This window comes from Brevibacillus sp. B_LB10_24 (assembly GCF_046036945.1).
Taxonomy (GTDB): Bacteria; Bacillota; Bacilli; order Brevibacillales; family Brevibacillaceae; genus Brevibacillus_C.
In genome coordinates, this window is the sequence record NZ_JBJQOQ010000007.1 from 67,813 (window position 1) to 94,576 (window position 26,764).

The window sequence follows — 26,764 nt, forward strand, 5'->3', positions numbered from 1 at the left end:
AGGAGGTTTTGGCCATGGGATCGCAGCAACATGACAAAACAGGCGTTTATCGAGCAGACTTCACACACCACGTCGTCTTGATCACCGGCGGAACTTCCGGCATTGGACGTGAAATTGCCGCCGCCTATATGAGAGCAGGCGCTTCTATTGCGCTGGTCGGCCAATGCGAGCAGAGGGGCATGGAGGCGGAAAAAGCGATCGGAGCGCTAAAACGCTCCGATGAACAGCAGTGCGTATTTTTCCCCGGCGACGTATCGTCGCGCACGGATCTGGATCGTCTGCTGGGGCAAATCGAAGAACGCTTTGGCGTCTTGAACGCAGTGGTCTGCTCCGCCGGCATCGGACGCAAGGCAACGCTGCTGGAGACTTCCGAAGCGGATCTTGCTAGCCTCTACCGCGTCAACGTCCAGGGGGCGATTATGACTGTTCAGGCTTCAGCCAAACTGTTGAAACAAAGCAATGGCGCCGTCGTCCTCATTTCCTCGGATGCCGGCATCTCCGGAGAGAATCTGGCGGGGGCCTACTCCGTCACCAAAGCGGCTCTGAACATGGCAGGCAAAATGCTCGCCCTGGACTTGGCCCCCGACGGCGTCCGCGTCAACGTGGTTGCCCCCGGGGATATCGCTCCCGGCATGAAAACCATGGTGAAAACAGGGGAAACCTTGCAGGCCGAGGACGACTATCTCTCCTGGCCGCTTCCGCCCATCGGACGCTACGGCCGGGCTTCGGACGTCGCCGATGCCGTCCTCTTCCTCACCTCGGCGTCCGCCTCATTCATCACCGGCAGTGTCCTCTTAGTCGATGGCGGCATGCGTGCCGGTTTTTTGCATGGAACCCCGAGTGAGAGATCCTCTTGTTGAGCCCGAGAGGACCCTGCACCCCAGAATAACAGGCTCCCCCTGTCCCCGGCGGTTCGCACTGCTTACCCTCCGGGAAAATGTCTCCTCCGCCGCCTCAGCCCCCGCTCCCGGTACCGCTGATACACCCAGATGGACGCCGTCAGCCAGACCCCGCTGGCCAGGTAGGCGCCGATGACGTCGCTGGGATAGTGAACCCCCAAATAGATCCGGCTCCATCCGATCCCCAGGATCATGGCTGCGCCAAACAGCAGCAGAAGTGCTCGTCCGATGCGAGAGGGGATGTGCTTCCACAAGAGAAAGACGAGGATGCCGTACAAGGCAAACGCCCCCATCGAATGGCCGCTGGGAAAGCTGTATCCCGTCTCCTCGACCAGCCGGTGCAAAGTGGGCCGCTCCCGCTGGAACAGGTGCTTTAAAAAGTCGTTGACGAGCGCCGCTCCGCCAACCGCGGCGATGAACAGCACCAGCTCGCTCCGATGCCTGAGCACAAAAAACAGCAGGGCGATCACCACCACAGATATCACTACAGCAGCCTTTGTCGAACCGATAAAGGAAAGCGCCAGTGCCAGCTCCGTCAGTGTCGGCGATTCAAAGCGCTGCACGGCGGACGAGAGCAAACTGTCAAACGGGGCCGTAGCATTCCGCGCGACGAGGTAGGCAACGAGAGCGAATCCAACCGTACTCAAAAAGCCGAGCCAGATGACCCGTCTTGGTCCTCTATCCATACATGTCTGCCTCCCTGTACTCTGGTATCTCGCAAATAGCTTCAGGTTTCTTATCCGATCATGGCAGGTTACCGCTGTTCCGATCCGCTGTCGGCAACCGCCATGGCGCGGATCGTCTCGTGAAGCGGTCCTCCCGTTGCGATCAGACTGGCCAGGCTGGGGATTGTGAACGGCTCATGGCGGTACCCCTCCCCGCTCCAATCGGTGATCGTGGCGCCCGCTTCCCGGGCGATCAGGATACCGGCCGCGACGTCCATGATGTCAGATTTCTGCATGACGATATAGTCGATCCAGCCGCTGGCCAACAGACACCAGTCAAGCGCAGGGGCAATCGTCCGCATCAGCCGTTTTGATTGCAGGGCGAACGGGGCAGTAAACGCCAGCTCCTCCTCTTTGGTCACCGTATCGCGTCCGCGAATGTACGTTCCTACCGCTTTCGGCAATTCTCTTCGGGCAGAGGCGAACAGCCGCCTGCCGTTGAGGTAGGCTCCCTCTCCGCGTTCGGCCCAAAACAGTTGGCCGGAAACCGGATTGTAGACCACGCCGAGCACGACGTCCCCCGCATGCTGCAGCGCAATGGAGACAGAAAAGTACGGATGGCCGATAAAATAGTTGTTCGTTCCATCCAGCGGGTCGACGATCCACAGGTACTCATCGTCTCGCTGGACAATCCCGATCTCTTCGGAAGCAATCGTATGGCTCGGATAATGACGATTGATCACCTCGATAATGCGCTGCTCGCTCGCTTTATCCTCCGGCAGCTTCACATCGTTGTCGGATTCAAGGTCAGGGGTAAGCTGCTCGGAAAAGCGCTCCCGCAGCAGTTCTCCCGCGTACAGTGCCGCTTGTTTTGCGATCTCGATCATATTGGATAAACTCCTTTTTTCAGCGTGTATTTGCATCGTACCCAATCCGGCACTGAAGATCAACCAAACCTTTTTCGCCGCTGCACAGTCTAACTATATAGTGAGGTGGAAAAAGTTGTCTACAGATTCGTTAGTACTGGCAGCCAGGCACGATGATACTGCCTTTTACCAGTTGATGCAGGAACATAAACAGCAGCTGTACCGCTTGGCTTTCGCCTATTGAAAAATGAGCAGGACGCATTGGACGCCGTCCAGGAGACGACGTTCCGGGCTTACAAGCAGTTGTCTCGACTGAGAGAGCCGCAGTACTTCCAAACCTGGCTGATCCGCATCCTGCTCAACTACTGTCACGACCAGACGAAAGCAAAAAAGCGCTGGAAGCTGATCGAAACCGTCCCGGAAGAGCATGCGTCACATTCTGACGATATGCGGCAAGAAAGAGTTCACTTAGGTATGGCGCTGGAACAGCTCGGGCCAAAGTACAAGCAGGTGATTATCCTCAAATATTTTGAAGATATGACCATCGCCGAGATCGCCCGCGTGATCGGACGGCCGGAGGGGACGGTCAAAACCCGCCTGCATCAGGCGTTGTCACAACTGCGCAAACTGCTGGAAAAGGATGGTGATTTCCATGTTTGATCGCGAAGAACAAGCGCTGCAAAAAATCAAAGAGCAGTATGCCGCACAGCCGCTTCCCGCGTCCGAACAGCTCGATCAGGCCATCGAGCGGGGTATGCAGCTCGCCAAGAAAAAACGCCCGGCAAGAAGCTGGGGCCTCGCTGTCTCTGCTGCCGTATGTGTGTTCTGCCTTCTGCTTGCCGTCAGCATCCGGGTGTCGCCTGCATTCGCCGCTCTGGTCAGCGAGCTGCCCGGCATGTCCTACTTCGTAAAAATGATCAGCTATGATCAAGGCTTGCAGCGTGCTGTCGAACATGACTTCGTGCAGCCGGTGGGGATCTCTGACGAGAAGGACGGTGTACGCCTGACGGTTGACAGCATTATCGCGGACGAAATTAGATTGAACATTTTTTACACCGCGGAAAGCACGACGGGCAAACCCAAAAAACTGCTGACTTCATCCGTTGAACTGCTGGACGGGAACAGACAGCCGCTTTCTGTCGGATATTCCTGCTGTGGATCTGGGGAAAGTAACCCGGATGACCTCATCTTGAAGGGACATGTCGACATGCAAATGGGAGAAGACCTGCCCGTTCCTGACACAGTCATCATGCGGGTGAAATTGATTGGCGATATCGAACGACCCGATACCGTCTGGGAGGTAGCCATCCCCGTTGACCGCTCGAAGTTCGCCGGGATGAAAGAAACCGTGCCGGTCGATCAAACCGTTGACATCGCCGGACAGAAATTCACCTTCACCAAAGCGGTCATCTACCCGACCCGAATTGAACTTGGCGTCGAATTTGATCCGGACAACACAAAAAACATCATGGGCTTCGAAGACCTCGAGATCGTCGACGAAACAGGAGAAGTCCTGAATACCAACCTTTCCGTCATCGGCGATTCGAAACAGACGATTTACTTTGAGAGCAGCTACTTCTCCCAGGCAAAGGAGTTGTATGTAAGAGGAAGCAAACTGATGGCCTTGGACAAAGACAAATCGTCTCTCGTCATCGACCTCGGGGAAAAGAAGCTCCTGAAAGTCCCGGATCAGCGCGTCCAGCTGGAGTCGATCTTCAGAGGAACAGCATACACGACGATCAATCTGCTCATCGAACAGCTCCCCGGCGACAAGCATGCCTACTCCATCGTCGATTCGGAATTTACAGATGCTGCAGGGAAGTCGTATCAAACAGAAGGTTCCACGACAATCGCACACAGCGATGAGGATGAAAGCAGCCGCGTTCAGCGGACCTCCTTCCACATCAAAACAGAAGATTACACCGGTCCCTTGACCTTTCGGATTACCAATTACCCGACACGGATCAGCCAGCCTTTTAAGGTGCGACTGAAATAATTTGTTGACGAACCGGCTTTCCACCAGGAAATGTGGGGCCGGTTCCACTTTTCTATGTAAATAGTCAGAATTTTATTGTACTATAAGACCAAGAAAATAACATTTTCCTGACGGAGAGGAGTATGTGCATGAAAAAAATCAGCAAATGGACGGTTGGGGTTCTGCTGCTCGCCTTTGTTTTATCGCTGCTGCCGGTTCTCTCTTTTGCCGCGGAAAAACCGAAGGAGCCTCAGTTTCGGGTTGGCGATACCGCATATGTTGATGTAGCAGCAGCAAGCTTGTGGACGGAAAAAGGCATGTCCAAGACGCGCGAGGTGGATATTCCCGCTCTCACTAATCCTGTAGACCTGTGGAAATGGACAAGAAGCATGACCCTGGCGCAAAAACTGCAGCTCACTAGTGCCGACATGCTGGAGACTCAGGCTCTCTACGGGGCGAGAGTGGTTATTATGGAGGAGCGTGGCGACTGGATCAAAGTAGCTGCGGAAGGACAACCCACTCCGAAAAGTACGCTGGGTTATCCCGGCTGGGTGCCAAAAGTGCAGTTGACGGATAATCACCGATTGGACGAGTTTTCCGATCGTCCGTTTGCCATCGTGACCAGCCCGACGGCCTGGCTTTACGACGGAAACGCCATGAATCACAAGTTTATGGAGGTCAGCTATAACACAAGGCTGCCCGTTCAAAAAGAGATGGGAGACAAGGTCATGCTGATCACCCCGAACAGCGGCAACAAGTGGGTGTCGAAAGCGGATGTGGCCATCTATCAGTCGGAATCCGACATCCCCGCTCCGACGGGTGCCGATCTCGTCAACACGGCGAAGAAGTTTTTGGGGCTGCCCTACCTCTGGGCAGGCACTTCAGGCTTTGGCTTTGACTGCTCCGGCTTTACGCATACCGTCTTTAAATCGCACGGAATTACGATCCCGCGCGACTCCGGCCCGCAATCGAAGGCAGGCACGCCGGTCAGCAAGGAAGAACTTCAACCGGGAGACTTGCTGTTCTTCGCCTACAACAACGGCAAAGGCAGCGTTCACCACGTATCGATGTACATCGGCGATGGGAAAATGATTCATTCGCCCAATGCATCCAGGACCGTAGAGATCGTCTCGATTGATGAACCGGCTTACGCTGTTGAGTTTGCCGGGGCGCGCCGCTACCTGCCTTAAGCCTATTTCCGGTTTTTACCCTTGCACGTATGCCCGATACCCTCTATGATAAGTGAAACCGGCTCCCCGGGGAGGGTATCAAATGAACAGTAATTTTATTCGGCTGAAAAACCTTGAGGGCGAGTTAAAACTGACACAGATGAATAAAAGTTTAAGCTGCTCTGTGACCAGCAAAGAATTGGTTTTTCAAAAACCCCATACGACATACCACCTGTTTTTACACGATATCATCAGCATCATTCCGGTCAGGGTCGATTCTCCCGGCATTTCGTTTCGCCATCGCTCCGAGTTGATCCGCACCACATTTGGCTCTGATTATTTCAAACTGGCGGTCAAGTGGGCCCGGATCGTGACTCGCTCAGGCGTCGTGGAGCGGGAAGACATGGAGTTTATCGTTCCCCTGTCGCAAAAAATGCTTCAGTACATCGCCAGGTACAGCGGAATGTCGGTCATTCCCTGAGCGCAGCGAAACGACCTTAAGGGCTTGGCCGCAGAGGTCGCGAATAGAAAACAGCTGGTAACCTTGAGGCTCCCTGCTTGCCGTGCGCAAGGCAGGGAGCTTTTTTCTCTTACAAATTGCTTTCTTTCGATGCATCAGAGGAAGCTGCAGCTTCATTCGCAGGCGCGGCTTTTGCATCAGGGTCGAAGGATTCGTTTTCCTCCGTCTGTGCCGGATCGGCCGTTTGTTGATCTTCGACGATGATCAATTCCCCCTGCTCCTGGTAGCCTACCTTTGCATTCAGCTTTTCGCCGATAAAGCGAAGCGGCAGGAAGACACGCCCGTTTTTCAGCACCGGTTTTGTTTCCAGTTTGATTTTTTCCCCGTTTACCTGCGCTTCGTCCGAATCGAGATAAAGAACAATTTTGCTGTCTCCGCGTACGACTTCCACGCTTTGGGTCTCTGGTTCCCACTTGACATCAGCCTTCAAGGCGTTGCCGATAGCGCGAACAGGCACCAAAGTACGGCCATTTTGGATGAACGGCGTATCCGCCATGACGACTTCCTTGCCGTTGACAAAGGTCTTCAGGCCTTTTTGTCCGTTCTTTTCGTAGAGTTCGCCCAATTTGCTGTAGATCTCTTGGTCGCCGGGCTTGTAGAATCGATCAAGCAGTTCTTTCTGCACTTCGAGCGCCTCTTTTAGCTCGGACTGCTGTTCCAGCTGTTTGGCAAGCTCCTCGTACTTCTCCTTTAATTCATCTGTCACTTCACCCGTTTTTTTTAGTTCCTGACGAAGTTCGATCAGCTCTTTTTTCGTTTTGACAGCCTGCTGGATCGCCGCTTTTTTGGCCGCAGTCGCTTGCTTTATTTGCTCCAGATCGGCGGATTGGCTGCCGGCGTTGGGCTTACCCTCCACCTTTTTGATCTCTTCAGCAAGCTTCTCCGCTTCTTTCACGGCTTTTGCTTCTTCCTTTTTGGCTTTATCCGCAGCCTTCTCCAGTTCTTTTTCGGCCTTTTCCTTCTCCTTGTCGGCCTTTTCCTGTTCCTTCTCCCGTTCCTTCTCGGCTTTCTCTTTTTCTTTTTCCCGCTCTTTCTCGGCCTTCTCTTTGTCCTTTTCCTTCTCTTTCTCGGCCTTCTCTTTGTCCTTTTCCTTCTCTTTCGACTCTTTCGCCGGTTTATCTGCCGCATGTACCGCTTCAAGCGGTGTCCATACCGCAAGCATCAACGCCAAAACCAGGCTCCCTGAAATAATCTTTTTCATCAGCTGTATCCCCCCATGAAGATTCAAAAATAATAACATTTTTTTATATCGGCAAAAGGAGTGTGTATTTTTACATGACGGGAGGATCAAGCATACAAGAAAACCCTGCTCCCATAGCCCGGGTGCAGGGTTGTACTTTTAGATATGCGCTAGTTCCGCTGCAGAATCATAAACGTCCCCGTCGCGTGGACGATCAACTGCTCCTGGTCGTCGAATACCTTTCCCTCGCAGATGACAAGCCTCCTGCCGCGATGTATCATTGTCGCTTCCGAACGGAGCGCCTTTCCCTTGCCCGGACGGATGTAGTTTACCTTCAATTCAGTCGTAACCGCATATTCTCCCTGCGGCAGCGAGAGATTGACCAGAGATCCAATCGTGCAGTCGACGAGGGTTGCGGTAATTCCGCCATGGACGATTCCCAACTCATTCATCATGTAGGAGGTGATCGGAACGATAAACTGGTAGGTCCGCTCGTCCACAAACCTGCCGTCAAGACCGAGAAATCCCGACGGATACGCCCTGCCCGATTCGCGTCTTTGCCGGATGGCCTGCATCGCCAATCGCAGGATCTCTTGCTCCTCTTCCGTGCTGTTGGTTAAAATCTCTTGCAAATCCGCTAACACTTTTGTTTCCTCCATTCGTTATCCATTTGCAGCATGAGCTCAGTGTTTTTGCCGCATCAGCCGATTGACCGTCTCGCGGCGAACCCCAATCAACTGGCCGACCTCCTCCTGCGTCAGCAGCTGGTTGATCGAGATCCCCTGGAAATACTGGTCAAACCAGCGCTGCAGCAAGTCCAGCCGCTTCTTGGGCGACGAGGGAGTCAATTGGTCGATCCGCTGCTGCATCATCCTCAATTTTCCCTGCAGAGACAGAGCCACTTCCCGATAGATTTCCGGATGTTCATCCAGTTCCTGGTACCATGCTTCTGCGGGAATGACTTCTACTTCAGTCGTCATCAAAGCGATGGCCGTACCGTGATACTCCTTCGGTGTAATCAGTGAGTGATGGGGAATCAACTCGCCGGGAAGCAGCAGATTAAACAGAAGGGGCATTCCGTCTTCCTGCAGTCGAACCACTTTTAACAAGCCGCTCATTACCTTGTAGAGCGGACCGTTTTCCCCCTGCCGAAACAGTACCTCACCTTTATGCAAAATCACGTGATCCACCTCTTTGCCAGACGTAACGATTCCCATGACAGGACTGCCCTGTGTTCCATAGTATCAAATATTGTCTGGTTGCAACAACGGAAACGGCACATACTGGGCTTATCCAGCAATCCCGACCGCTGCAGCGAAAGGGGCGAAAGCTCCGCACCCCCTTCAATTTTCCGAAAAAAATAGCAACCGGGCGCCTCCATCGAGACGGCCCGGTCCGGGTTTACTGCAGCATTTCCATTTCGCTAAAGGGATAGTAGCGGAACACAGCCTTGCCGATAATCTGGCTCTCATCGACGAACGGCGTCGGCCACATATGGGAGTCGTAGCTGTCGTTCCGGTTGTCCCCCAAGAAGAAAAATTTTCCTTCCGGCACCGTAATCGGGCCGTAGTTATAGTTCATCGGTTCTTCAACGTATGGCTCGTCTACCTTCTCGCCATTGCGGAAGAGCATGCCGTCGCGAATTTCGATCGTGTCCCCTCCGACGCCGATCAGGCGCTTGATCAGTCGATCGTACTCGCTTTTAAACGGCGGCTTGAAGACGACGATATCCCCGTCATGCAAATCGCTCGGATCGATCATTTTTTCGATAAACAGCCGATCGTTTATCTGCAGTGTCGGGATCATCGAACCAGAGGGGATTTTTGCCGCTTCCCCGACAAACGAGCGGAAAGACAGGCTCAGCACCAAAGCAATTGCAATCGGCGGGATCCAATCTCCTATCACTTTCAACAGCCTTCTCATCGCACTCCTCCTTCTCTTTCTCCTCCTACTTTCTTTTACGAGCCAATACAGGAAAAGATTTCAGGTAAAATGGACCAATCCTGTTCTTTTTTGTGACAACTCTCTAAAAAAAACGGCTGGAAATATGAAATTTCTTTGCTTTGTCGGGCGATTGAACGGTATTATTAATAGTGTAGAATGTTTTGAAGGGAGCCAACAATATGACGAGACGAAGAAGTGACATGATCAAGAAAGGGATGGACCGGGCCCCGCACCGCAGCCTGCTGCGTGCCGCAGGTGTCAAAGAAGAAGATTTTGACAAACCGTTTATCGCCATCTGCAACTCATACATCGACATCATTCCAGGCCATGTTCACCTGCAGGAGTTTGGCAAGCTTGTGAAAGAAGCAGTACGGGCCGCCGGCGGCGTTCCTTTTGAATTCAACACGATCGGTGTTGACGACGGGATTGCCATGGGCCACATCGGGATGCGCTACTCCTTGCCGAGCCGGGAAATTATCGCTGACAGTCTGGAAACGGTCGTGTCGGCACACTGGTTTGACGGTATGATCTGTATTCCGAACTGTGACAAAATTACGCCAGGGATGATGATGGGCGCTCTGCGGGTCAACATCCCGACGATCTTCATTACAGGCGGACCGATGGCTGCCGGAAAGACAAAAGACGGCCGCAGCATTTCGCTTTCTTCCGTCTTTGAAGGGGTAGGCGCCCGTCAGGCCGGTCTGATCGACGACGAGCAGCTGCAAGAGCTGGAACAGTTCGGCTGCCCGACCTGCGGATCATGCTCCGGCATGTTTACGGCCAACTCGATGAACTGCCTGGCCGAGGTACTGGGCCTCGCCCTTCCCGGCAACGGCACCATCCTCGCAACTTCGCCAGAGCGCAGAGAGCTGGTAAAATCGACCGCCGCTTACCTCATGGAACTGATCGAGCGCGACATCAAACCTCGCGATATCGTCACGCTTGAGGCCCTGGACGATGCCTTTGCCCTCGACATGGCGATGGGCGGATCCACCAATACCGTGCTCCATACATTGGCGCTCGCCCATGAAGCGGGAATGGAATATCCGATCGAAAGAATCAATCAGGTAGCGGAACGCATCCCGCACCTTTGCAAGCTGGCTCCGGCTTCCGACTACCACATTGAGGACTGCCACCGCGCCGGCGGCGTCTCCGCCATCCTGAAAGAGCTGTCCAAAAAGGCAGGGGCGCTGCACCTCGAGCGAATAACGGTTACCGGCAAAACTCTCGGGGAAAACATCGCCGATGCGGAAATCACCGATGAAGCCGTGATCCACCGTCTGGACAATCCGTACAGCGAACGGGGCGGTCTGGCCGTTCTGTTCGGCAACCTGGCTCCGCAGGGCTCGATCATTAAAGCGGGGGCAGTCGACGGATCGATCAAAAAGCACGAGGGTCCAGCCATCTGCTTTGATTCGCAAGAAGAGGCGCTGGCAGGCATCGCGAACGGCAAAGTAAAGGAAGGACACGTTGTCGTCATTCGTTACGAGGGGCCAAAAGGCGGTCCGGGCATGCCTGAGATGCTGGCTCCGACCTCCCAAATCGTCGGGATGGGACTGGGGACCAAGGTTGCCCTGGTCACGGACGGACGATTCTCCGGCGCTTCCCGCGGCATCAGCGTAGGACACATCTCTCCGGAAGCCGCCGAAGGAGGACCGTTGGCATTCGTGCAGGACGGCGATATCGTCACCATCGACATCGAAGAAAGACAGATCCATTTGAACGTTTCAGCGGACGAGCTGGAGAAGCGCAAAGCATCTTGGAAAGGTTTTGAGCCAAAAGTAAAAACCGGCTACCTGGCCCGCTATTCACAACTAGTCACCAATGCAAGCATGGGCGGCATCATGAAGATTTAACCCTTGGGCAAACGGAAACCCCAGAGAGCGAATCACTCTCTGGGGTTTCTCCCATGGCTATTAATCAGGTCGACAGAACTCCTGTTTTTTGTATGGCATGTTCCCAACTCGGATAGTAGTAAAGGGCGTTTTTCATCAATTCCGGGTGCGACTTTTTTACGTACTTTTTACTGAGTGATTCTCCGTTGCCATGCAACCGCTTAATTTGAGCAATGACGTCCTCTGAACTCATACTCATTTCCACTTTTCATCACTCCTTTTCAAAACTTATTCTTAGTTATCTCCACCTTCCTCATATCTAAACGTAAAAAAACAACTCTTCTTTGAAAGAGGAGTTGTTTTTTCATAGAGAGCTTCATCCATTGCTTTTTGCCTTGATCTGCACGTTTTTGGTTTTGGCATCCCACTCTACCTTCACTTTCCCTTCGGTAGCGAGACTGATAAAATCGTGGGCCACGTAAGTCGTTCCCTCAATTACTCTGGGCTTGTCCGCCAGCGTGACGGGGCGGCCATTGATTTCTGCCGAGGGGGCCTCTGTCGACAGCCGGACGATTTGCTTGTCGCGCCGCATGACAACCGCTTTGGTCTCGTCATCCCACTCTACCTTCCAGCCCAACTGTTCGAAGATGGCTTTTAGCGGAACGTATACCTTGTCACCGGCGTCAATCGGCAGCTTGCTCAAAGACATGCCGCGGTTGTCCAGGAAGACTTGTATTTCCTTTTTGCCCAGTGAGATCAGACCGAGATCCTCCGTCAAACAGTACATATTGCCGTTATGGCCGATCACGATAGAGGAAGAAGTAAACAGATCACTGTCTCTCACCAGTACGAAGCGCTCATTCCCGTACTTGTCAAGGGAATACAGATTGCCCGCCGTATTGCTGAAGTAGACGTTTCCCTGCCAGTCCGAGCTGACGTCATAGAGATCCAGCTGATTTTTGTAATCCGTCCGGTACTCCCACTTCACACGGCCGGACTTGTCTACGTTGAGGATGCCATTCGTATCAAAATTCAGGTAGATGCCGCCCTCCCCGTCATTGGGGATGCCCACATCATCGATTTTTTGCTGATCGAGCCAATCATTGCTCTCTTGGACGGTGCCGTCACGGCCGTCCACCAGCCTCGCTCCCGCAGAAGAAAGCAAGATGATCATACCCGACTTGGCCGCGTAAAAATCTTGATAGTCATTCACCAGTTTTTTCTGCCACAGCAGTTTGCCTCCGCGGTCAATTCCGTATAGATGGTGATCCTTGGTGGTGACGTAGCTGTTTCCCTGGTTGTCCCGCCTGATCTTGAGGATGTTATTCTCCGTTATAATCGAATCGCGGTACTTGGTCAGGATGGATCTGGCGATCTGCTTGTTCGTCCACTGGACCTGCCCCGCGGATGAAATGCCGATGATACCGCCGTCAGTCAGCGTGGTCACATTGCCGTATTCGTCCGCATCGAAGTAGACGTCGGCGATGCTGACGAGATTGGGGATCTCCAGCTTCCACTGCTGCTTGCCCTCCCGGCTCAGAGCAACGATGCCGGGCTTGTTCGTCTGCAAGCCGGAGTCCTGTTCTTTTACTACTCCCTCGATTAAAACGTAGAGAACGCCGTCTTTCCCCATATACAACTCCGGGAAACCGCGCAATCCCGTACTATCCAGTTTGTATGTCCATTTCTCTTGGCCATTTTCAAAAATAGCGTGTACGACATAGTTTATGTCGACAAAGTACATGTCACCATCCTGATCGGCAACCAGGTTGGACACTTGATCCATTTCTACTCTCCATTTTATTTCGAAGTGTTCAGCTCCGCGGAGTGCCGGCTGTTTGCGCTTCACACCGTCGTTTCCAGGAAGCTTGATATCCAGGGGCCGATCATTGCCGACAGGCAGGTGAACGCCGCCCGCTTGTGCACTTTGGTCTGCTGCGTATGTAACTCCAGGTTGAATGATAAGTAGCGCCGCTGCGAGAAAACCTATCTTCCATTTCCACAACATCAACTTCCCACTGATCTCCCTTCCTTTTTTTCACAATGACAGCGAGATTAAGTCACCATCTTTTCTATATTACTAAAAACAGGAAAAAGATTCAATTGTGATCGAGTTGAAAAAGATGAGACTTTTGATTAAAGTAGGAATGGTATTCTCTTTTTGCTCATGACATAAGGAGGTTTTTATGCGTTTACGCAATATACCGGGGGCGGAAGAAGCGCTTCGCCAGTACCCCACATTCGTCGAACATCCCGCTTCTTACAGAGGCCGCTGGCACGAACGCTACGGCAACCGCCATCCGATTCATCTGGAGATCGGCTGCGGAAAAGGAAGGTTCATCACGACGCTTGCCGAGCAAAACCCGGACATCAATTATATCGCACTGGAAGTGCAGGCAGAAGTCATCTATCGGGCTGCCCAGCGGACAGAGCAGCGAGACATCCCTAATCTGGCGCTTGTCCAATACAATGCCAGGATGCTCACGGATTTGTTTGCACCGGGCGAGATCAGCCGGATCTACCTGAACTTTAGCGATCCCTGGCCCAAAAAAAGACATGCCAAACGGCGCCTGACTGCTTCGACATTTCTCAGGATGTACAAACAACTCCTTCCAGAAAATGGTGAAATTCACGTAAAGACGGACAACGAAGACCTGTTTGAATTCTCGCTCAATCAGTTTGCAGCCGAACGCTTCCACTTGCAAAAGATCACCTTTGACTTGCATCATTCAGAATGGGCGGCCGGAAACGTCATGACGGAATACGAGCAGCGGTTCTCGGCACGCGGACAGCGGATTTACCGGCTGGAAGCGATCGTTCAACCATAATGCCTTTCCAGACAAGCATAAGCCTGCAGGACGCTTCCTGCAGGCTCGATTTCTTTAGACCGCATCTGATAGATTATTCTTCCAATTGGCTCATCTTCTCTTCTGCGTACCAGTTATCCAAAACTTTTCCTTGCAAGACTTTCCCTTCGATAAACTCTGCCTGGCGTTCGGTGAATTGCGACTCCCAGTCGATCTCCAATTCTTTTGCCAACTTTACAACCGTGAGCAGTTCAGACCAGGCGACATAACGCTTATACCAGAAAAACTGGGGCTGTTCGTTCATGTAGGGGTACAGGTCATCAAAATCAGTGTGTTTACAGTCAAGGGCGCGTTCAAACAAAACTTTGGCTTGTTGTAGTTTTTCCACAAAAAACTGTTCCAGTGATTGCCGTTCAACGTTTGTCATCAATTATCCCCTCCTGTTCCTCATGGAACCAACCGGCCCGAGTGTCAAATGAAAGTATCTATCATACCGTTCATTGTAACACGGCGGCCGCGGCTGTGGAAATAGTCCAACAATTGACAAAGCAAAAATTTCCCGGGACAGCGAGATGAAAATGGATCGCCACCGCACGAGGCGGTGACGATCGGCTATGCATCAATAAAAAGGAGCTTACCGCTGGGTGCCGTCAGGTGGCGGAGGGGGCAGTACGATCCCGCCGGATTGGTTTCCTCCCCATTCGGGTATATCTGGCGGCGGGTTTCCATTTCCATTGTTCCCGCCAGTGCCATCATAACCGCCATTCCCGTTGTTTCCGCCGTTTCCGGGATCCCTGCCTGTACCGGAAGAGTTGTCACCACCTTGATCCGGCGGAAACTGCTCATTGTCACCATTCTGATCACCCGGGAAATGATTATTTCCTTGCCCGCCATTGTTGGTTCCGTCTCCGGAATGATCCCCTTCCTCAAACTGGTTGCCGTCATTCAACAGCTGCTCAACTTGGGACATATCCACTTCCGCGATATTGGACGGCGGCCCTTCATTTCCGTCGGCATCGCGCGGAATCACGATGTACTTGTACAGAACCGTTCCATTGAGCGGATCTACATAAGTGTTGTCCTTGATGCCGGAGGCAATCAGTTCTTTTGCATCTGGATCGTTCTTGAACCGGTACAGGTCATAGGTCAAGTCCAGACCTTCGTTCCCGATCCAGTTAATGACCACTTTTGGCTTCTGGTTTTCCATCGCCAGCACAGCGGCCAGCTTCGGCGCAGTCATTTCTACTTTCGGTTCCTCGTGTTTGACTGTGCCCTCAGGCGGCGTAAACTGGCCGGCACTCGTGCCTTTCAGCCCCTGGTCGAAAACAGCCTTGAACAGATCGGCGGTCTTGCCGCTTCCGTCGGCCATCACATTCTGTTTGTCTTCACGGTCAAACCCCATCCAGACGGCCGCTACGTATTGCGGCGTATAACCTACAAACCAGGCGTCCTTATTGTACTTCGTACTGTTGGCAAACACTTCGGACTGGGTCGTTCCCGTCTTGCCGGCTACCGGACGGCCGCCGCTCAAACGGGCCCTGCCGCCGATCCCGTCGGATACGACGCCCTCAAGCATGCTGTGCATTTCCCAGGCAGCCTGCGGCGAGATGACGTCGGTTCGCTTGGGTTCCACAGTAGCGACAGTGGTGCCCCGGTCGTCGACGATTTTGGTGATCGTGTGCGCCTCGACCATCGTCCCTTTGTTCACGAAGGTCGTATACGCCTGGGCCATCTTCAACGGAGATACGCCTTTCGTCAAACCGCCCAGTGCAATTGCCAGGTTGCGGTCCTGCGGATCGAGCTCAATACCGAATTTTTTGATGTACTTCATCCCTTCGGTTATTCCGATCTTGTCTAACAGCCAGACCGCCGGAATGTTTAACGACTGGTTGACGGCGGTGTACATGTCGACGGTATCGCTGTACTTGTTGTTCCAGTTCCTCGGAGAGTACCCGTTGAAGCTCTGCTTCTGGTTGCTCAGCCGGGAGTACATGTTATATTCGCCGAGATCCAGCGCCGGCGCGTAAACTGCCAGCGGCTTAAACGTCGACCCCGGCTGACGCCGCATGTCGGTCGCCAGGTTAAACCCTTTGGCTACATAGTCGCGCCCGCCCATCATGCCGGCGATGCCGCCCGTATTCGGATCGATGACGATCATGCTGGACAGCACCTTTTGGGTTTGGCCGTCTTTCGGGAACAGCTTGTCGTTGCCGTAGGCGTCTGCCATCGCATCCTGCATCTTGGGATCGAGTGAGGTGTAGATTTTCCACCCTCCCCGGTACAGCACGTCTTCGCTAACATCGTACAGATTTTTCGCTTCCTGCATGACATAGTCGACATAGGCCTGATAGCCTTTTTTCATGCCTTGCTGCGCCGATTCATGCGGTTCTTTTGGCAGCGGTTCGGCCTGGGCCTTTTCTTTTTCTTCCGCCGTAATATAGCCTTGTTCCGCCATCAGCCGCAAAATCGTATCCCGCCGTTCCTTGGCCCGGTCCGGATGGGCAAACGGCGAGTAATACGCCGGAGCCTTGGGGATCGCTGCCAGCGTAGCCATTTCCCCGATCGTCAGCTTGGACAAATCGTCTTTTCCGAAATAGTATTTGGCTGCGTCCTTCACGCCAAAAATCCCGTGATTGAGATAAATCTTGTTCAGGTACATCTCCATAATCTCGTCTTTGGAAAATCTGCGTTCGAGATTAATCGCGATGCTTGCTTCCTTCGTCTTCCGCCAGAACGTCTTTTCGTGGGAGAGGAATACGTTTTTGGCGAGCTGCTGGGTAATCGTGCTGCCGCCCTCAACAGCGCCGCCTGATTTAATATCTTTGATGATAGCTCCGGCGACCCTGACGAAGTCGATGCCATTGTGATCAAAGAAGCGTTTGTCTTCTACAGCGATAAATGCGTCGACGAGCTTCTCCGGTATCTCATTGAACTTGACGTAATCGCGGGTTCCTTCTTTATTCAATTCGATGATCGGCTGCCCGTCTTTGTCCAGCAGAACGGTCGGATCCAGCTTCAAATCCTCCAGCTTCTGCATGTCTATCATCTTCTCTCCAGCGAAGAGAAGCGAGAAATACCCCCCAAATACACTTAAAATCAGAAAAACAATAAATGAAGCGGCAAACATCAGCCATCTGTTTTTCTTTACGACTTTCTTCTTGGCCTTTGCCATGCAATACCTCCTGGTCTCTTACCTCTCCATCACTTTAGACGATTGAACCGTGAAAAAGTTTCTGCAAATAGGTCCAGGCTCCCGCCGATTAGCGACTCAAAGGGACTGAAATAGGAGCTTTTCTTATATTTTCATAGGCATCTCGAAATGTCCATGGAAAAATGGCGCAAAATAGCCTGCCCCTAACAAGATTGGGACAGGCTGTCGGTAAACGGGAAAATTCTCGCTTATTTCAGCAGCTTTTCTGCTGTTTCTACTACATTTTCCACCGTGAATCCGTATTCGCTCATGATTTTCTCACCAGGAGCCGAGGCGCCGAAGTGATTGATGGCAATTACGGAACCGCCATCGCCGGTGTAACGTTCCCAGCCCAGCGGCGACGCCATTTCCACAGCGACACGGGCTTTTACCTCTGGCGGAATCACTTGGTCGCGGTAGGCTTGCGGCTGGCGTTCGAACAGCTCCCAGCTCGGCATGCTGACGACGCGTGCAGCCACACCGCGCTCGCTCAAGACTTCCCACGCTTTGAGACAGAGGGATACCTCCGATCCTGTTGCGAGCAGAAGCAGTTCAGGACTGCCATTGTTCGCATCAGCTACGACATAGGCTCCCTTGGCCACTCCTTCGGCGGCACGAGCGGCATTCTCCGTCAGCACCGGCAGGTTTTGCCGCGACAGGACCAGTGCGACCGGTTCATCCGCGGACGAGACGGCATAATGCCAAGCGGCGTTGGTTTCATAGGCATCCGCTGGGCGCAGCACCGTCAGGCCCGGCATGGCCCGAAGCGAAGCCAGCTGCTCGATCGGCTCGTGGGTCGGACCGTCCTCGCCGACAGCAATCGAATCGTGCGTGAATACGTACGTCACCGGCAGCTTCATCAAGGCCGACAGGCGGACAGCCGGACGAACGTAATCGGAGAAGACGAAGAACGTGCCTCCGTACACTTTGAGACCGCCGTGCAGGGCCATCCCGTTCAGGGCAGCGCCCATGGCAAATTCGCGCACGCCAAACCAGATGTTGCGGCCTTCGTAGCTGCCGGGGAGAAAATTGCCTTCCCCTTTCATCAGCGTGTTGTTGGAGCCTGCCAGGTCGGCCGATCCGCCAAAGAGGTTCGGCAGCTTGCCAGCCAGCTCGTTGATCACCTTTCCGGAGGCTGCCCGGGTCGCCAGTTTGCTGCCGGCCTCGTAGCTCGGAAGTTCGCTGTCCCAGCCCGCCGGCAGTTGTCCGTTCATCGCCAGCGTCAACTGTTCGGCCAGTTCGGGGTAGGCTTTGGCGTATTCGGCAAAGCGGCTCTGCCACTCGCCCTCTTGCTTGGCGCCCGCCTCAGCCACTTTGGCATAGAAGCCGGACACTTCTTCCGGAACGTAGAACTCGCGGTCTGTCGCCCATTGGTAGGATTCTTTCGTCAAAGCCGCCTCTTCCTTGCCCAGCGGTGCGCCGTGGGAGGCAGAGGAGCCTGCTTTGTTGGGACTGCCGTAGCCGATGGTCGTCTTCACTTCGATCAGCGTCGGCCGATCCAATTCAGCCCGCGCCTGTTCGATGGCCGCTTCGATGGCAGCCAGATCGTTGCCGTCTTCTACGCGCAGATACTGCCAGCCGTACGACTGGTAGCGCATGGCCACGTTTTCCGAAAAGGAGAGGCTGAGCTCCCCGTCCAGTGAAATATCGTTGGAATCGTACAGAACGATCAGTTTCCCCAGTTTTAAATGGCCGGCCAGCGAGCTCGCCTCGCCCGACACGCCTTCCATCAGGTCGCCGTCACCGCAGATGACATAGGTGTAGTGGTTGATCAGATCGTATTGTTCGCGGTTGTACACAGCAGCAAGGTGTTTTTCGGCCATCGCCATTCCGACTGCCATGGCAATACCTTGTCCAAGGGGACCTGTCGTCGCATCGACGCCTGGCGTGTGGCCGTACTCAGGGTGTCCAGGAGTGCGGCTTCCCCACTGCCGGAAGTTTCGCAAATCTTCTATGGATACGTCGTACTTCATCAAGTGGAGCATCGAGTAGAGCAGCATGGAACCGTGTCCGGCGGACAGGACGAAGCGGTCCCGGTTGATCCAGCCGGGATTTTGCGGATTTACCTTCATAAAGCGGCTCCACAGGACGTGGGCCATCGGAGCTGCGCCCATCGGCATGCCCGGATGTCCCGAGTTTGCTTTTTCAATGGCGTCAATCGCAAGCGTCCGCAACGTATTGATCGCTAATAGATCTACAGATGATTGCTGTGTAGTCATTCCACATTTTCCCCCCTGCGAATTGTTGGCAGTGTGATTATATCATAGCTTGACTGGCTTTCCTATCGCGGAGTCGCTCATTCTTTTTTAAACCGCTGGCGAACGGCTATCATCGCCTGCATATACTCCTCGTTGTCGATCAGCCCAAGCTGTTTCAACTCGCGAATCTCATCCTCGATGAGCAGGCAGTCACCCTCGGGATCTCCGGTATAGATGAAGATGCTAAAACGGCGCAGAAACTCATCCAGGGAAAAATCAGACGGTTTCCCGCTCACGGCCGGCTCCCCCACTCTGCCTCTATCTGAGCCAGAACGGCTTCATAGTCAAAGTCGAAGCTGTATCCGCTGATCACCACAACCTTTGCCTGAGGATAGCGTTCCCGCCAGCTGTCCGCCTCCGGCTCCTTTACGCCTACCAGATAGAGCGGCTCTTTGGAGAGCTCCGGGTCACGGGTGAGCTGCTGCAGGAATTTGTCCGTTTCCTCTGGATCTGCAGCGGGATTTACCACGAAGACCGCCTGCTCCACCTCGCCTGACTGCCGCTGCTCCTTGATGGCCTGACAGGTTTTGGCGGCAGGGACCAGCGCATTTACTGCCGGAAAGTAGTCGAGCAGCTCGTCCAGCCAGTCGTCCTCCTGCCAGGATATGTAGTATACCATTTGTTTTGCCATGTATGGGTTCACTCCCGTGCCATAATCTGCTTGATTTCGGATTCACTTATTATACCATGCCGGGATGTTCTGACGCGCTTCTCCCTGTACTTGACTTCACGATATTGGTAACGTAAGGTAAAACCAGACATATATACACTGACATTTACATAGGAGAGAGGTTTTTTCAGGTGCACAAAAAGCAGCTCCCCCTGTTGTTTGCCATCATGTTTTTGATTATGCTCGGATTTGGCATCATCATCCCCGTCATGCCATTTTTTGCGGAAAAGCTGGGGGCAAATTCATTTCAGCTGGCCCTGCTTTTTTCCATTTACAATATTATGCAATTTTTGTTCGCGCCGATCTGGGGAAGGCTGTCTGACCGAATCGGGCGCAAACCGCTCATCCTTTTGGGCTTGGCGGGCTTCGCCATTACGTTTGTCTTGTTCGGACTCTCCACCTCCTATACGGAGTTGCTGATCTACCGGCTGCTGGGCGGGATCGTCTCCGCCGCAGCGATTCCGACGGTCAGCGCGATCGTGGCCGACCTGTTTCCGCCGGAGGAGCGGGCGAAGGGCATGGGCGTCATCGGCGCCGGCGTCGGCCTCAGCTTCGTATTTGGCCCGGTCATCGGCGGCGTGCTCAGCAAATGGGACTTCTCGTATCCGTTTTACGTTTCTGCCGCTTTTTCTGTGCTTACGCTTTTGATTGTCGCCTTCAGATTGCCGGAGAGCTTGCCAAAAGAAAAGCGCATCAGCACGGCCGACGGACAAAAGTCCAGGCGGTTTCACGTGTTGGCCGCTGCCACGGGTCCGCTCGCCCTCTTGTACAATCTGGTCTTCATCGTCTCCTTCGCCTTTTCCGGCTTGGAGACGACCTTCGGGTATTACATCCTGGATCTGTTCGGGATGGACTCGAAAGACCTCGGCTACATGTTTTTGGTCATGGGAATCATCGCTGCCTTCATCCAAGGCGGGATGATCGGCCCGATGGTAAAAAAATGGGGCGAAGCAAAGGTGCTCTCTCTCGGCCTGTTCCTGTACACCATCGGGTTCGTGTTGATCCTGTTTGCCCAAGGCTTCTGGAGCCTCGCCTTGTTCCTTTCCCTGTTCGGCGCGGGCCAGGGGATGATCCGGGCGACATCGAACGCCATGCTCACCCAGCGCACAACGGTAGGACAGGGGGTTACCGCCGGCACGATCAGTTCGATGGACACCCTCGGCCGCATTCTCGGTCCGCTGGTCGCAGGCGGTCTGTACGGATGGCATTACGCCAGCCCCTACATCCTCGGCGCCGTCCTCGTCGGCGTGCTGCTGATCTTGTTCCTGCAGCGCTACCGCAGCTTGCCCCAACCAATCGGAAGGACAAAATAAAGGAGGACCGAGTGTCCTCCTTTGAGATGCCGCTTCCCGGCCGCCGGCGAGATCAGCATTCACGCGAGTCCGTTCACTTCCGACAGAAACTGCTGAACGGACCTCACCTTTCCAATTCTCGGGAAGATATATTTGCAGGTCGCTTCATGCTCTTCCTGGCTGTTAGTCATCATCGCATCCGTAATAAATACCTGATCATAGCCCAGTTGAAACGCTTCCCGTGCCGTGCTTTCCACCCCGATGTTCGTGGCAATCCCGCACAGCACGATCGTATCGATCCCCCGGCGGCGAAGCTGCAGATCCAAATCCGTACCGAAAAAAGCTCCCCACTGACGCTTCGTGACGATATAATCTTCATCCCCCACTCCGAGCTCCGGAACAAACTCGGCCCAATCGGTGGGACGTTGAACGGCGTTAACCGGTTGATCCGTCTTCGGATTCAGTCGATCTTGACCGTCGTGAAAATCAACTCTCACAAAAGAGATAAACCCGGCTTTTTCACGAAATAGCTTTACAAGCCGGGCAGCTTTCTCGACAATCTCCTGTCCGTTCGGCAGTTTCGCAATTCCTTTTTGCAGGTCAATAATGACCAGCGCGGTTTTTTGAAAATCGATGTCCAGTGAATTCACAGGATTCCCTCCGTTTGTCACGAATTTGATTGCAGTCGTTTACGTTGTTCGATGGAGCGGTTCAATCGGGACAACAGCTTCGAAAAGATGTCCAGTTCGTCTTCCGTCCAGTCGTTCAGCAATTCCGCATAGGCCTCCAGACGCAGCGCTTTGGCGGCCTGAATCGCTTCCCGGCCGGACTTCGTAATCTCGACCATGCTTATCCTGGCATCTTCCGGGTGTGAATAACGGTGAATCCACCCTTTCGTATCCAATGCGGCAATTTGCCTGCTGATGGTGGAATTGTCCAATTGGAACGCCTCCGAGATGACGCCGACGGCTGACGGTCCTTCACGATCCAGCCATTTCAACAAGAGGTACGCCGACCTGTCCATCGTGCGGGCCGAACCGTCCAGCGTCCGTTTAAAATCCGCCCGTCTGAGCAGCATGACCACTTCATGCTCGATTTGTTCATAGTAAGGCTTTCTCATGTGTTTCCCCTTTTCCGTTGTTTGATGCCCTTTTCAGAGAATCCTCAAGATATCTGTATTGTACAGCTATTTATTTGTATTGTACAGATATAGGAAGCATTCCATACCATCCCGGAAGAAAATCGAACGAAAAAAAGCGAGGGCAGTTACCCCCGCTTCGGCAGACCTTACATAAAAGAGCCCGTTGCCTCTTGCACGAAACCGGCTGCCGGACGGTTGTGCATCCGGCCCGGTTTTGGAACGTATTTTACTCGATAGCATCCTTTTTCAACACATTCAGCATCAATGCCGTGACAATCGTGCCGGCCAGAATGGAAACGACGTAAAGTCCCGCGTTGCCTACAACCGGCAGAACGAATAATCCGCCATGAGGGGCAGGCAATGTGCAGCCGAACAGCATCGACAATCCGCCGGCAACCGCAGAACCGGCCATGAGGGAAGGAATCACGCGCGTCGGCGGCCATGTACGTATGGGCGATGCCTGTCGGGCAAGCTGTGACCGCTACTACTTTTTTCAACTCCTGTTGTGTTTCCTCAGCAGCGCTTTCCTGTTCACCCTGGATTTCTTTTTCTTTTCGGGTAATAATATCCAGAACCTGTTCCTTCGTCTCTGCTTTCGTCAGCTCCTGGCGAAACGATTCGTCCATGAGCATCTGGGAGAGCAGCGCCAGCGTTTCCAGATGAGCCTGATTGGCGTCTTCCGTCGCGGCTATCATGAAGAACAGATGCGCTTTTTGCATGTCCAACGAGTCAAAATCTATGCCCTCTTTGGAAAAACCGTACGCGATGCCAGGTGATTTGACCGCTGCTGTCTTGGCATGCGGAATGGCGATTCCTTCGCCAATTCCGGTGGAGCCCTGTGCCTCGCGGGCGAGGATCGCCTGCTTCATTCCGTCCGTGCTGTTCAGTCGTCCTGCTTCGTCCAATTTGGCAATCAGTTCATCCAGTACCGCATCTTTTGTGGAAGCAGACAAATGAAGAACAATGGTGTCTGATTTTAGCAAAATCGGCGATGCGAATCTCGTTTTCCATCGTCGCCCTCCCCTTTATGAAATGTCTGTGATGGTAATTTCCGAGAGAAATGCTGCTATTTTTTCATGCGTGCAGAAGCCTTCCGACAGCGCGGTCGTGCTGCCTGCCGCTACGGCGAAGCGAAACGCGTTTTCTGTATCCATTCCCTGCGTATGGCCGTACAGGAATCCCGCAACCATCGAGTCACCGGCACCGATCGAGTTGACCGGTTTGCGCGGCGGAATGTGGGCGACATAGGCCGCTTGTCGGTTGACAAAAACGGCACCCTGACCTGCCATCGACACGATTACGTTTTGTGCGCCCATTTGCAGCGCCCTGCGTCCCCAATCGACCGCCTCTTCCGGGGTCGCAATCGTCACGCCGAACAGCTCGCCCAACTCCTGGTGATTGGGCTTGATGAGAAACGGTTCTTCCGACAAGCCGCTTTCCAGCGCCGGCCCTTTCGCGTCGAGGAAGATTCGGACCCCCTTGCCGCGCATCTGTTTCATGATCGTCCGGTACATATCGGACGGCAAGCTTTTCGGCACGCTGCCCGCCAGGACCAGATAATCGCCGCTTTGCAAGCGGCCGATCTGCCGAAGCAACTGCTGCAGAGAGTCTTCCGGAATGTCCGGTGAGACTCCGCTGATATCCGTTTCAGTTTGGGCCTTTATCTTTATATTGATCCTAGACTCCTGGCTGATAGGGATAAACTGATGGGAAATCCCGGCTTGTTCGATCTGCTGCTGGATAAACGCTCCTGTAAACCCGCCGACAAACCCCAATGTCGTACTGTTTACGCCAAGGAGGCGAAGGACCTTTGAGACGTTGATGCCTTTCCCGCCGGCAACCTTCCACTCTTTTTGCGCCTCGTGAATCATTCCCTGAGACAGGGCCGGCACCCACACGTGGTAGTCAATCGATGGATTCAGGGTAACTGTGTAAATCATGCTTTCACCACTTTGAGAGTTGATAATCTTTCGTAAGCCTGCCTTTCCTCTTGGCTCAATCCGTCATCCGTAATGACCGTGATTTCTTGCAAGTCTCCCACTTTGGCAAAAGTGACCCGGGAAAACTTGTCAGAGTCGCACAAGACATACCGTTCATCGGAAAATTGCAGAGCCAGCTGTTTGACGTACGCCTCATCCGGATCCGGTGTGGTCAGACCGTGATGCAGGTCAATTCCATTCATGCCGAGAAAGCATTTATCGAACCGGTATTGGCTGAGCGAATTGATCGCATCCCGCCCCACCAGCGAGAGTGTAGCCGTTTTCAATTCGCCGCCCAAAAGGATCGTCCTGATATTTCGCTTGGTTAACTGAAGGGCAATGTCCACCCCGTTTGTGACGACCATGATGTTGTGATCCGGGAGATAGGGCAGCATCTGATACGTGGTGGTTCCCGCGTCGATGAAAATGGAGTCATGTTCTTTTATCAAACCGGCGGCAAACTTGCCGATGGCGATCTTTTCGCGCTCGCGTTTAACCGATTTTTCCAGAATCGTCGGTTCTTCGATTTTGCTTTGAAGCACAGACGCCCCGCCGTGGACCCGTTTCAGCATTCGCTGCTCCTCCAATTCGCTTAAATCCCGGCGGATCGTCGATTCGGATGCCCCTGTCGCTTCCACAAGTTCATGAATGCCCACGAAGTCTTTTTCTTTCACTAATGCCACAATAAGTCGATGGCGTTCAGGGGTTAGCATCAGTTCATCGCACCCTCCCTTCTTGCAATACCAATCGGTTTGTTTTCATTATACACTCATTTTCGGTCAAAAACAATCATAAACGATCAAATCCATTCAAGATCGCCGACGGTTATTTTCCTTGGAACGAAAAAAGCCCTCCTGGCAACAGGAAGGCATTTGATCGTCTGCTCGCAAAATTTACTCTTCAATCTCCCACGCCGGATTCCAGACGATCTCCCACAAATGGCCGTCCGGATCCAGGAAGTGGCCGGAGTATCCTCCCCAAAAGGCATCGTGCGCGGGGTCCGTAATAATGGCTCCCGCCTTTTGGGCTTGTTCCATGATCTGATCCACTTCTGCTTTACTCCCGACATTGTGGCCAATCGTCATTTCGGTGGAGCTTGGTGATCTCAGAGGGACTTTTGCCTCATGGGCGAGATCGCGCCGGTTCCAGATGGCAAGTTTGACACCTGCCTGCAAGTCGAAAAAGGCAACCGCCCCATGTTCGAACTCCCTGCCAACGATGCCTTCTGTCGGCAAACCCAGTCCATCGCGATAAAAGGTCAGCGCCCTTTCCAGATCATCCACACCCAATGTAAGTACGGAAATGCGTGGTTTCATCGTTTATTTCCCTCCGCAAGTCGTTTGTTTTCGTATTTATCGTAGATGATCGCATAAGTGAGTCTGAAGCAATTGTAAGAAAAGCTTCTAAAGAAGACCTTTCGAAGAAGCTGTTTCTTCTTTAGCGGATGCTTTTCATGCAGGATAAGGAAGCCATCTCAGGAAGTTATATCCTGTAAAAAACGGTCAAATGGAAGGAAAAACTTGTCCGGGAGACAATCCGTAAAAGCGTTTAAAATGGTGGATAAAGTGCGGCTGGTCATAGTATCCGTATTTCAGCGCGATGTCAGTTAAACGGGACGGGGGCCCCTTTTGCAGTTCCTGCAAGACGGATTGAAATCGAATGATGTCCGACAGCTCTTTCGGACTGACTCCCAATTCTTTTTGAAAAATCCTTCTTACTTTCCTTTCATTATAACCAAGTTTATCCGCTAATACGCGAACGGAAATCATTCCTTGACTGGCATACATGTGCTGCACGGCCGACAGCAGCAGCGGATCAGCCTGTGATTCATGCTGCCGCAAAAGCTGGAACAATGCGGCTTCAACCCGTTCTATCATTTCTGAAACATCATGGGCTGACCCCACTTCTTCCACGATAAACCTCGCTTCGCTTCCCCATAACTCCTCAAGGTACACATGGTATCCGCTCAACGCAGAGACAGGATAGCGCAACAAGCGACGTGCGCTATCCGAAAAGAAACGGATGCCAAATAAGGATTGGTTTGTCGTCAGGTTGATCGTTTCATACGCAGTCATCAACCCTACCGCAAAGGCCCCTGTTGAACAAGAGGAAGCTTTCCCATCAAAAATAATATCGACACATCCATCCGGTATAATCCGGTGCACACGTATTTTCTCTGATGCCCTAGTGTCAAGGGTCCAGTAACAAGCGACATAAGATTCCAGTCCGGCGCTTGGCAAATACTCCCGATAGCGATAATCAGGATCCGCCAATTCGTTTTGGAATGCAGGCGGCTGCATAGGAAGATACATTCGCATGTTACGGCCCACCCCCTTGTCGATCGTGAATCTTCACGTTTTTGCTAGATCGCTAG

At 53.2% G+C, this 26,764-nt stretch carries 27 protein-coding genes and 1 pseudogene; 8 read left to right on the plus strand and 20 right to left on the minus strand.

Annotation, left to right across the window (positions count from 1 at the left end; all coding sequences use genetic code 11):
* Window positions 1–14 precede the first annotated feature (14 nt).
* Window positions 15–860 (plus strand): SDR family NAD(P)-dependent oxidoreductase, encoded by an 846-nt coding sequence (locus ACI7RC_RS08925; RefSeq protein WP_408107895.1) that lies wholly within the window; start codon window positions 15–17, stop codon window positions 858–860.
* A gap of 62 nt (window positions 861–922) precedes the next feature.
* Here ACI7RC_RS08925 and ACI7RC_RS08930 read toward each other — a convergent pair whose 3' ends face one another.
* Entirely contained in the window at window positions 923–1,585 is a 663-nt protein-coding gene (locus ACI7RC_RS08930) for a phosphatase PAP2 family protein (protein ID WP_408107896.1), read from the minus strand.
* A 68-nt stretch (window positions 1,586–1,653) separates the two neighbouring features.
* Window positions 1,654–2,451 (minus strand): inositol monophosphatase family protein, encoded by a 798-nt coding sequence (locus tag ACI7RC_RS08935; protein WP_408107897.1) that lies wholly within the window; start codon window positions 2,449–2,451, stop codon window positions 1,654–1,656.
* A gap of 219 nt (window positions 2,452–2,670) precedes the next feature.
* Here ACI7RC_RS08935 and ACI7RC_RS08940 point away from each other — a divergent pair, with 219 nt between their 5' ends.
* The 4 genes from ACI7RC_RS08940 (at window position 2,671) to ACI7RC_RS08955 (ending at window position 6,055) form a co-directional block, all read left to right on the plus strand.
* The gene (locus ACI7RC_RS08940) at window positions 2,671–3,090 is read left to right on the plus strand and encodes a sigma-70 family RNA polymerase sigma factor (protein WP_408107898.1); all 420 of its coding nucleotides are present in this window, start codon (window positions 2,671–2,673) and stop codon (window positions 3,088–3,090) included.
* A complete protein-coding gene (locus tag ACI7RC_RS08945) occupies window positions 3,083–4,426 on the plus strand; it encodes a DUF4179 domain-containing protein (RefSeq protein WP_408107899.1) in 1,344 nt (447 codons plus the stop codon). Before ACI7RC_RS08940 ends, ACI7RC_RS08945 begins: the two co-directional genes overlap by 8 nt.
* 128 nt (window positions 4,427–4,554) lie before the next feature.
* Window positions 4,555–5,595, plus strand: coding sequence for a C40 family peptidase (locus ACI7RC_RS08950; protein WP_408107900.1), 1,041 nt, complete (start codon window positions 4,555–4,557; stop codon window positions 5,593–5,595).
* Window positions 5,596–5,677: 82 nt separating this feature from the next.
* On the plus strand, window positions 5,678–6,055 hold the full coding sequence (locus tag ACI7RC_RS08955) for a hypothetical protein (RefSeq protein ID WP_408107901.1): 378 nt from the start codon (window positions 5,678–5,680) through the stop codon (window positions 6,053–6,055).
* 109 nt (window positions 6,056–6,164) lie between these two features.
* On the opposite strand, the gene ACI7RC_RS08960 is transcribed toward ACI7RC_RS08955, so the two are convergent.
* The 4 genes from ACI7RC_RS08960 to lepB form a co-directional block, all read right to left on the minus strand.
* Window positions 6,165–7,295: a stalk domain-containing protein gene (locus ACI7RC_RS08960; protein ID WP_408107902.1), complete on the minus strand. Its 1,131-nt coding sequence runs from the start codon at window positions 7,293–7,295 to the stop codon at window positions 6,165–6,167.
* A 149-nt stretch (window positions 7,296–7,444) separates the two neighbouring features.
* Window positions 7,445–7,918: a PaaI family thioesterase gene (locus ACI7RC_RS08965; RefSeq protein ID WP_408107903.1), complete on the minus strand. Its 474-nt coding sequence runs from the start codon at window positions 7,916–7,918 to the stop codon at window positions 7,445–7,447.
* A 39-nt stretch (window positions 7,919–7,957) separates the two neighbouring features.
* Window positions 7,958–8,455, minus strand: coding sequence for a Crp/Fnr family transcriptional regulator (locus ACI7RC_RS08970; protein WP_408107991.1), 498 nt, complete (start codon window positions 8,453–8,455; stop codon window positions 7,958–7,960).
* 220 nt (window positions 8,456–8,675) lie between these two features.
* Complete coding sequence (gene lepB, locus ACI7RC_RS08975; RefSeq protein ID WP_408107904.1) at window positions 8,676–9,197, minus strand: signal peptidase I; 522 nt, start codon at window positions 9,195–9,197, stop codon at window positions 8,676–8,678.
* A 200-nt stretch (window positions 9,198–9,397) separates the two neighbouring features.
* On the opposite strand from lepB, the gene ilvD reads away from it, so the two are divergent.
* Window positions 9,398–11,074: a dihydroxy-acid dehydratase gene (gene ilvD, locus ACI7RC_RS08980; RefSeq protein WP_408107905.1), complete on the plus strand. Its 1,677-nt coding sequence runs from the start codon at window positions 9,398–9,400 to the stop codon at window positions 11,072–11,074.
* A 64-nt stretch (window positions 11,075–11,138) separates the two neighbouring features.
* Here ilvD and ACI7RC_RS08985 read toward each other — a convergent pair whose 3' ends face one another.
* Complete coding sequence (locus ACI7RC_RS08985; protein ID WP_408108005.1) at window positions 11,139–11,318, minus strand: hypothetical protein; 180 nt, start codon at window positions 11,316–11,318, stop codon at window positions 11,139–11,141.
* A gap of 111 nt (window positions 11,319–11,429) precedes the next feature.
* Window positions 11,430–13,061, minus strand: a complete 1,632-nt coding sequence (locus ACI7RC_RS08990) for a stalk domain-containing protein (protein ID WP_408107906.1) — start codon at window positions 13,059–13,061, stop codon at window positions 11,430–11,432.
* Window positions 13,062–13,239: 178 nt separating this feature from the next.
* Between ACI7RC_RS08990 and trmB the strand changes: the two genes are divergently transcribed.
* Window positions 13,240–13,881, plus strand: coding sequence for a tRNA (guanosine(46)-N7)-methyltransferase TrmB (gene trmB, locus ACI7RC_RS08995; protein ID WP_408107907.1), 642 nt, complete (start codon window positions 13,240–13,242; stop codon window positions 13,879–13,881).
* Between the two features lie 73 nt (window positions 13,882–13,954).
* Here trmB and ACI7RC_RS09000 read toward each other — a convergent pair whose 3' ends face one another.
* From ACI7RC_RS09000 to ACI7RC_RS09020, 5 genes are all read right to left on the minus strand, one after another.
* Window positions 13,955–14,287: a hypothetical protein gene (locus ACI7RC_RS09000; protein WP_408107908.1), complete on the minus strand. Its 333-nt coding sequence runs from the start codon at window positions 14,285–14,287 to the stop codon at window positions 13,955–13,957.
* A 207-nt stretch (window positions 14,288–14,494) separates the two neighbouring features.
* On the minus strand, window positions 14,495–17,032 hold the full coding sequence (locus tag ACI7RC_RS09005; protein WP_408107909.1) for a transglycosylase domain-containing protein: 2,538 nt from the start codon (window positions 17,030–17,032) through the stop codon (window positions 14,495–14,497).
* Window positions 17,033–17,259: 227 nt separating this feature from the next.
* The gene (tkt, locus tag ACI7RC_RS09010; protein ID WP_408107910.1) at window positions 17,260–19,269 is read right to left on the minus strand and encodes a transketolase; all 2,010 of its coding nucleotides are present in this window, start codon (window positions 19,267–19,269) and stop codon (window positions 17,260–17,262) included.
* Window positions 19,270–19,346: 77 nt separating this feature from the next.
* Window positions 19,347–19,544 carry a YqgQ family protein gene (locus ACI7RC_RS09015; RefSeq protein ID WP_408107911.1) on the minus strand — a complete coding sequence of 66 codons (198 nt, stop codon included), beginning with the start codon at window positions 19,542–19,544 and terminating at the stop codon, window positions 19,347–19,349.
* A complete protein-coding gene (locus tag ACI7RC_RS09020) occupies window positions 19,541–19,939 on the minus strand; it encodes a hypothetical protein (RefSeq protein ID WP_408107912.1) in 399 nt (132 codons plus the stop codon). Before ACI7RC_RS09020 ends, ACI7RC_RS09015 begins: the two co-directional genes overlap by 4 nt.
* 170 nt (window positions 19,940–20,109) lie before the next feature.
* Between ACI7RC_RS09020 and ACI7RC_RS09025 the strand changes: the two genes are divergently transcribed.
* The gene (locus ACI7RC_RS09025) at window positions 20,110–21,291 is read left to right on the plus strand and encodes an MFS transporter (protein WP_408107913.1); all 1,182 of its coding nucleotides are present in this window, start codon (window positions 20,110–20,112) and stop codon (window positions 21,289–21,291) included.
* Between the two features lie 59 nt (window positions 21,292–21,350).
* Here ACI7RC_RS09025 and ACI7RC_RS09030 read toward each other — a convergent pair whose 3' ends face one another.
* The 7 genes and pseudogenes from ACI7RC_RS09030 to ACI7RC_RS09060 all read right to left on the minus strand — a co-directional run bounded on the left by ACI7RC_RS09030 (window position 21,351) and on the right by ACI7RC_RS09060 (window position 26,708).
* The gene (locus tag ACI7RC_RS09030) at window positions 21,351–21,920 is read right to left on the minus strand and encodes a hydrolase (protein ID WP_408107914.1); all 570 of its coding nucleotides are present in this window, start codon (window positions 21,918–21,920) and stop codon (window positions 21,351–21,353) included.
* 17 nt (window positions 21,921–21,937) lie between these two features.
* On the minus strand, window positions 21,938–22,390 hold the full coding sequence (locus ACI7RC_RS09035; RefSeq protein WP_408107915.1) for a MarR family winged helix-turn-helix transcriptional regulator: 453 nt from the start codon (window positions 22,388–22,390) through the stop codon (window positions 21,938–21,940).
* 449 nt (window positions 22,391–22,839) lie between these two features.
* A pseudogene (locus ACI7RC_RS09040) lies at window positions 22,840–23,422 on the minus strand (PTS sugar transporter subunit IIA); the annotation flags it as partial.
* A 14-nt stretch (window positions 23,423–23,436) separates the two neighbouring features.
* Window positions 23,437–24,351: a 1-phosphofructokinase gene (gene pfkB / locus ACI7RC_RS09045; protein ID WP_408107916.1), complete on the minus strand. Its 915-nt coding sequence runs from the start codon at window positions 24,349–24,351 to the stop codon at window positions 23,437–23,439.
* Window positions 24,348–25,103, minus strand: a complete 756-nt coding sequence (locus ACI7RC_RS09050) for a DeoR/GlpR family DNA-binding transcription regulator (protein WP_408107917.1) — start codon at window positions 25,101–25,103, stop codon at window positions 24,348–24,350. The genes pfkB and ACI7RC_RS09050 overlap by 4 nt, the downstream gene beginning before the upstream one ends.
* A gap of 180 nt (window positions 25,104–25,283) precedes the next feature.
* The gene (locus tag ACI7RC_RS09055; RefSeq protein ID WP_408107918.1) at window positions 25,284–25,706 is read right to left on the minus strand and encodes a VOC family protein; all 423 of its coding nucleotides are present in this window, start codon (window positions 25,704–25,706) and stop codon (window positions 25,284–25,286) included.
* A gap of 186 nt (window positions 25,707–25,892) precedes the next feature.
* Entirely contained in the window at window positions 25,893–26,708 is an 816-nt protein-coding gene (locus tag ACI7RC_RS09060) for an AraC family transcriptional regulator (protein WP_408107919.1), read from the minus strand.
* Window positions 26,709–26,764: the final 56 nt, after the last annotated feature.